Below are 2,050 nucleotides of genomic sequence, written 5' to 3' on the forward strand. Positions count from 1 at the left end.
TTCAGAGAAATCGCACATATCTCGCATTTCCTCGTGTTCCTCATCATAAAAAGCTACCTTCTTGGTTTTAGGATTCCACACAATGCAGATATGGTCATAATCTCCTGTAGCCTTTGACAGACGAAGGAACTTAGCTCTGCCTTTCTTCATAGGTATGGTATCCTCCAGGGAGAAAAACTCAATCCACTTGAAGTCACAGCCATTAAGTTCAACATGTAATTCATCACCTTGAAGAAAATCCATTACTGTCTTAGGCAGCTTAAATGGCTTAAGCTCATCAAATTTATTATGTAGGCTATGAAACTCTTCAGGCTCTAACTGCTTAAAATACTCTGCCATTTCCTCATCGCCTTTTTCAACCGCTATGCTGTAAGGACGCATTCCATCCTTTTCCGTAATTGTCACATCTGCACCATTTTCTACAAGATACTTGCACATTTTAAGGTCCACATATCTTGCAGCCACACAAAGCGGAGTAGGCTTAAACGGATAGACTGAGTCGGCTGCATTGTAGTTAATATCAACTCCGTTTTTAATGAAAAAATCAAGCACCTCATAATTCTCATCATCTACAGCATTTCGAAATGCCTCTCCACCGTACTTTTCCACGCTGTGGCCAAGCTTGTGAATAAGAGGAAGATTCTCATATTTATGTCCATATAAAGCCTGACTAAAGGCCTCTGACTTTACAGCATTTACAACATTTACCTTTGCACCCTTTTTTACAAGATATCTGATAACCTCCTCATCGCAATACCTTACTGCAAGTAAGAATGAAGGATTACCTTTTACATTCAGATTTGCTCCCTTTTCCACCAGCCATTTTACAGAGTCAAAATTTTCCATAATAAGGGCAAGGTCCAAAGGGGAGAGACTTGTATATTTACCAAGCTTTATGTCCTCTTCTATATCAAAGCCCTCTGATAAATGCTTATCTAAAGCCAATGTATCTCCGTTTATAATATCACTTACAATCTCTGGAACAGATTCAAAATCTCCTATGTCTTTTATTGTAATCATCTGCAATCTCCTGTGATTATTATCTGTTATAATTTATTTCGCCTAGCGGAATTGGGTTAGGGTTTAAGATTACCCAACTAACTGCAAGCTCGCATAATCTTGTAATTACACCATCCTCAGCCAACCCTTTTCCATCTATCTTTGAAATAAGCACCTTACTCTCTTCTATCTCCTTCTCTGACAGCGCATTTCCTTCTGCAAAATGAACCGGCAGCGAATTTAGCATATTTCTATAACTCCTATCCCAGTTTATTCCACCGTTTCTGTTAATTTCATCGTCCACCCTGCCTGTTATGCGGATAACCTCTCCCTGCACCGTTTTTGCGGCTCCTGTAGATGGAATTAGTAAATCCCAAAGCTCATTATACTGCTCTTTCCAAGTGCTCCCCTTTACAAGAATAGGAGAAACGCCGTCATGTATTATTCTTTTTGCCACAGGCTTTGCACCAAAGATATTGTAGAGCTTTGACAGGGCTGTATCTACCTCTTCACAGGAAGCTTCACTAAAGTTATCCCTATGGAATTCAAAATCCTTACCGATTATTTCTACTTTTTCTGCCATCTCAGGCGTAATTTCTACACCTGCCTTTATTAACATTTCTGCTATTTGGGCCATAGGCACTACCCTTATTCCTCCGCACACTGTAAGAGCCGCTGATAGCGGAGTTTCGCCTCTTTCATTTTTAGCATTGACATCTGCACCCTTTTCAATCAAAAAGCGTACTGTATTAGGGCGGAAATACTCTGCTGCCATATGAAGCGGCGTATCCCCATATCTATTTGGCTTTTGTATATCTCCTCCCAGCTCATAAAGCAGTTTTACTGTATCCATGCCAAAGGTTGCCTGACTATACAAAGGTGTGCCGCCATAATAGTCAGGTATATTTACATCAAGGCCCTGCTTAACGAGCCAGATAACAAGCTCATCAGGTACACCCTTGTAATGAAGTGCAGTGTGCAGACCGAATTTTCCATCATAGGCAGTAAGCTCACATTTATCATAGACAGCTTTAAGTGCTTCAATATCTCC

General features: G+C 40.4%; 2 protein-coding genes. Both read right to left on the bottom strand.

From position 1 onward, the window contains the following. A partial coding sequence (locus ACO6HM_RS12325; protein WP_485391316.1) for an ankyrin repeat domain-containing protein occupies nucleotides 1–1,020 on the bottom strand: 1,020 nt, incomplete at its 3' end. 19 nt (nucleotides 1,021–1,039) lie between these two features. After that, nucleotides 1,040–2,050: ankyrin repeat domain-containing protein (locus tag ACO6HM_RS12330; protein ID WP_485391317.1), on the bottom strand; the 1,011-nt coding region annotated here is incomplete at its 5' end.

The organism is Catonella sp. (genome assembly GCF_057250765.1).